The sequence below is a fragment of the Polaromonas sp. P3_C2 genome (assembly GCF_056402675.1).
Map to the genome: position 1 here is coordinate 1 of NZ_JBFUGX010000429.1, position 3,639 is coordinate 3,639.

Annotated in this window: 5 protein-coding genes; all 5 read left to right on the forward strand. The window is 63.1% G+C overall.

All coding sequences use genetic code 11. The features are described from left to right. The first annotated feature begins 3 nt into the window (after positions 1-3). The 5 genes from folE (at position 4) to AC1DWI_RS16535 (ending at position 3,602) form a co-directional block, all read left to right on the forward strand. Positions 4-720, forward strand: a complete 717-nt coding sequence (folE, locus tag AC1DWI_RS16515) for a GTP cyclohydrolase I (protein ID WP_477725234.1) — start codon at positions 4-6, stop codon at positions 718-720. 2 nt (positions 721-722) lie between these two features. Next, on the forward strand, positions 723-1,145 hold the full coding sequence (locus AC1DWI_RS16520; protein WP_348045618.1) for a BLUF domain-containing protein: 423 nt from the start codon (positions 723-725) through the stop codon (positions 1,143-1,145). 26 nt (positions 1,146-1,171) lie between these two features. After that, positions 1,172-2,053 carry an EamA family transporter gene (locus tag AC1DWI_RS16525; RefSeq protein WP_477669813.1) on the forward strand — a complete coding sequence of 294 codons (882 nt, stop codon included), beginning with the start codon at positions 1,172-1,174 and terminating at the stop codon, positions 2,051-2,053. A gap of 19 nt (positions 2,054-2,072) precedes the next feature. Then, on the forward strand, positions 2,073-2,891 hold the full coding sequence (locus tag AC1DWI_RS16530) for a DUF429 domain-containing protein (RefSeq protein ID WP_477669812.1): 819 nt from the start codon (positions 2,073-2,075) through the stop codon (positions 2,889-2,891). A gap of 183 nt (positions 2,892-3,074) precedes the next feature. Beyond that, positions 3,075-3,602 (forward strand): thermonuclease family protein, encoded by a 528-nt coding sequence (locus AC1DWI_RS16535; RefSeq protein WP_477725233.1) that lies wholly within the window; start codon positions 3,075-3,077, stop codon positions 3,600-3,602. Positions 3,603-3,639 lie beyond the last annotated feature (37 nt).

Consider the following 3,639-nt stretch of genomic DNA (forward strand, 5'->3'; position numbering starts at 1 on the left):
CTTATGAAATCCGATACGCCCCCCCAGGACGCGACCGACGAGGGCACACCCGTCTCCGTCAAGATCCGCGAACGCCTGGCCCAGGCTCGCAAGCGCTTTCACGCCAACGACAACATCGCCAAGTTCATTGAACCGGGCGAGCTGGAAAAGCTGCTCGATGAAGTGACCGGCAAGATGCAGGGCGTGCTTGACAGCCTGGTGATCGACACTGACGGCGATCACAACACCAACAACACCGCGCGCCGCGTGGCCAAGATGTACCTCAACGAGGTGTTCAAGGGCCGCTATGTAGCGCCTCCCACCATCACCGAATTCCCTAACGCCGAGCACCTCAACGAGCTGATGATCGTCGGGCCGATCACGGTTCGCAGCGCCTGCTCCCACCATTTCTGCCCCGTCATCGGCAAGATATGGATCGGCGTGCTGCCCAATGAGCACACCAATGTGATCGGCCTCTCAAAGTACGCGCGCCTGGCCGAATGGGTCATGRGCCGCCCGCAGATCCAGGARGAGGCGGTGGTGCAACTGGCCGACCTCATCATGGAAAAAACCCAGCCCGACGGCCTGGCCATCGTGATGGAGGCCAGCCACTACTGCATGGCCTGGCGCGGCGTCAAAGACATGGACAGCAAGATGATCAATTCGGTGATGCGCGGCGTCTTCCTGAAAGATTCGACATTGCGCCGCGAGTTCCTCGCATTGATCCCGCAGAAAGGCTAACCATGTTGGTACGTTTACTTTACGCAAGCCGCGCGGTCGACACGAGCCCCGAGGCCATCGAAGGCATCCTCTCGCAATCGCGCCAGCACAACCCCTCGTCAGGCATCACCGGCATCCTCTGCTACGGCGGTGGCATCTTCCTGCAGGCCATCGAAGGCGGCCGCATGGCGGTCAGCGAACTGTTCGGCCACATCCAGCAGGACGCCCGCCACAAGGATGTGATCCTCCTGCACTTCGAGGAAATTTCCGAGCGCCGTTTTGGCGGCTGGACCATGGGCCAGGTCAACCTGTCCAAGCTCAACCATTCCATCCTGCTTAAATACTCCGAAAAAGCCGAGCTGGATCCTTACTCGGTGTCGGGCAAGGTGTCGTTCGCGCTGCTCGAAGACCTGATGGCCACCGCCTCCATCTGCGGCAGGGTTTGAGGCCTGCGTACCGCCAGGCCTGACGCGTGTCTTTAGGCGCCCTGGCCCTCGTACTCCTCGCCGGACTGATTCACGCCAGCTGGAACATCGCCGCCAAGAAGGCGGGCGGTGATGCCCGCTTTGCCGCTTTTACCGGCCTGGTGCTGCTGGTGGCGTGGGCGCCGCTGGGCATCTGGTTCGGCATTGCCGAGCTGCCGCGCTGGGGTTGGGCGCAATGGCTGCTGCTATGTGCCAGCGCCGTGCTGCACACCGTCTATTACATCGTCCTGTTGCGTGGCTACCGCAAGGCGGACCTCACCGTGGTCTATCCGCTTGCGCGGGGCTCGGGGCCGCTGCTGTCGTCGCTGGCCGCCATCTTGCTGCTGGGCGAGCAGATTTCCGCGCTCGGTGTTGCCGGTATCGCGGGTGTCGTGGGCGGCGTGTTTCTGGTCGCCGGTGGGCCGGGCCTGTGGCGCGCCTCGCACGACCCGGCGCAGCGCCAGCGGGTGCGCAAGGGCATGGTCTATGGCTTGCTGAGCGGCGCCTTTATCGCCAGCTATACCGTCGTCGATGGCTATGCGGTCAAGATCCTGCTGATGTCGCCGATCCTGGTGGATTACATGGGCTGCCTGCTGCGCATGGTGGTGCTGGCACCCGCCTTGCTGCGCGACCCCGCTGCGGCCAGGGTGTTGTGGAAGCAGCAATGGAAGTACGCGGTGTTTGTCGGCGTCGTCAGCCCCGTGTCCTATGTGCTGGTGCTGTACGCCATGCAGACAGCGCCGCTTTCGCATGTGGCGCCTGCGCGCGAGGTGTCCATGTTGTTTGCCGCGCTGATAGGCGGCCATCTGCTGGGTGAGGGCGACCGTGCCTTACGTCTGATCGGCGCCGCCTGCATTGCGGCGGGCGTGATGGCGCTGGCGCTGGGCTGAGACCGTGATTGAGGCAGCGATGACAGTGCCCTTGTTGCTTGGCTGCGATTTCTCCAGCAGCCCGACCAAGAAAAAACCCATTGTTTTAGCCCTCGGGTCTATGTTTCATGGGCGCTGCGTGCTATCAAAAATAGAGCGGCTGGAGTCCCTGGCGGCGTTCGGGCACTGGCTGCAACAGCCCCAGCCCTGGCTGGGCGCGTTTGATTTTCCATTTGGCCTGCCGCGTGAACTGGTGGCGCACCTGGGCTGGCCGCTGCAGTGGGAAGCCTGCATGCGCCACTATGCGGCCTTGAGCCGCGAAGACATCCGGAGCACCTTTGCCGCCTTCTGCGACGCGCGGCCAGTGGGCGGCAAGTTCGCCCATCGTGCCGCCGACGGCCCGGCCGGCTCCAGCCCCTCGATGAAATGGGTCAACCCACCCGTGGCCTACATGCTGCACGCCGGTGTGCCGCGTTTGCTCGCGGCGGGCGTGCACTTGCCCGGCCTGCATGACGGCGACACCCAACGTGTGGCGCTCGAAGCTTACCCGGGCCTGCTCGCGCGCGAGGTGCTGGGCAGCCGCTCTTACAAAAGCGACGACAAAGCCAGGCAGACGCCCGAGCGGCTGATTGCACGCAAGGACCTGATCACCGCGCTGGAGAACGGCCAAACGCGTCTGGGGCTGCGCCTCAAGGTCAGCCACGCGCAGCGCGACCTGCTGGCCGACGACGCCAGCGGCGACAGCCTCGATGCCGTGCTGTGCCTGATGCAGGCGGCCTGGGCGGCCCAGCAGGGCGCTCCCCGCTACGGCTTGCCGGTGGACATGGACACGCTGGAAGGATGGATCGTTACAGCGTGATCAGGGCAGGAACGAGGCTGTTTATTTGTACAGTATATTCAGAGCTTCTCTGCTCCTCTTTAATGCGCGCTGGCGACGACAGCAGAAAAAACGAAGCTGACGATCTTCAATGTTTATCAAGATTTCTGCCTCCAGGTCAATATTGGCGGGCGCAAGCAGCTATTAATTTAGTAGCAAATTAACGTGACGAAAAATTCCGCAGTCAAGTCCGTGGGCGTGTTCTTTCTGGTGGCACTCATGCATGGGGGTGTGTCGGCGCGCACGGCCTCGCCTCCCATCGCGGCCTGGCCCGGAATCGTCACCTATGTGGTTGATGGCGACACCGTCCGGGTGCGTCCGATAGCGGGGGGTAAACCGGTCAGCATTCGTATCCAGGGTATTGATGCGCCGGAAATCTGCCAGCCGGGCGGGGCCCTCGCGCGTGATGCGCTGATGCGCCGGCTTCTGGGCAAACGTGTGGCGGTGCATGGCCAATACCACGACGACTACGGCCRCCTCCTGGCCAGGGTGGGGTTCAGCGGAGAAGATGCCGGCAAATGGATGGTCGCAAACGGTATGGCCTGGTCCTACCGCAGCCGCGGCAATGCAGGTCCCTATGCCCGGGCGGAAAAACGTGCCCAGGCCGCAAAGCTGGGACTGTTTGCATCGACAAAAGGCGCGCCGCCTGTGTATCCGGCGCTGTTCCGCAAGCAGCATGGAAGCTGCCACTGAAAGGATCCGTGGGGGTCTGCAAAGACTGCTGCAGGAT